We start from the raw sequence: 653 nt of genomic DNA on the forward strand, positions 1-653 counted from the left end.
CGCCGACACCGCCTCACCCGCCACGGCGCCCACCCCGGTGGGACGCGGCCACGGCACCACCACAGCGGAGGCCGCCCGCGCCCGTGCCGCCGCCGCCTGCCAGCCCCGCTCCACCCGGCTGCCCACCACCAGCCGCGACTCGCCGGCCGCCACCGACCACTCCTCGATCGGCCAGCCCGCCCCCCGCGCCACCTGGTGCAACGCCACATCCGGATTGACCGCCACCGGATTGCCCACCGCCCGCAGCAACGGCAGATCCGACTGGCTGTCCGCATACGCCCACGACACCGCCAGATCCGCCCCCACCACCCGGGCGTGATGCTCCACGAACGCCGCCCGCGCATCCCCGACCAGCGGCGAGGACGCCAACCGCCCGGTGAGAAGCCCGTCCGAGCCCACCTCCAGGCGCGCCGCCACCACATCGTCGAACAGCGCCGCCAGCGGCGCCGTCAACGCCTCCACCGCCCCCGTCAACAACACGGTGCGATGCCCCGCCGCCCGATGCTCCCGCACCCGGCGAATCCCCGCCGGCCGCACCCGGCGCAGCAGAATATCGCCCGCCACCTGCGCCACCAGCCGCTCCAACTCCGCCGGATCCACCCCCGCGTAGCGGGCGTACACCGCCCGCATCAGATGCCCCCGATCACGGCGCT

The 653-nt window shown here is 75.8% G+C and carries 1 protein-coding gene; it reads right to left on the bottom strand.

What is annotated here, in order from left to right:
• A partial coding sequence (locus C1A33_RS26945) for an HAD family hydrolase (RefSeq protein WP_243407987.1) occupies positions 1 to 653 on the bottom strand: 653 nt, incomplete at both ends.

It is taken from the genome of Frankia canadensis, assembly GCF_900197875.1.
In the GTDB taxonomy this organism is placed as follows: Bacteria; Actinomycetota; Actinomycetes; order Frankiales; family Frankiaceae; genus Frankia; species Frankia canadensis.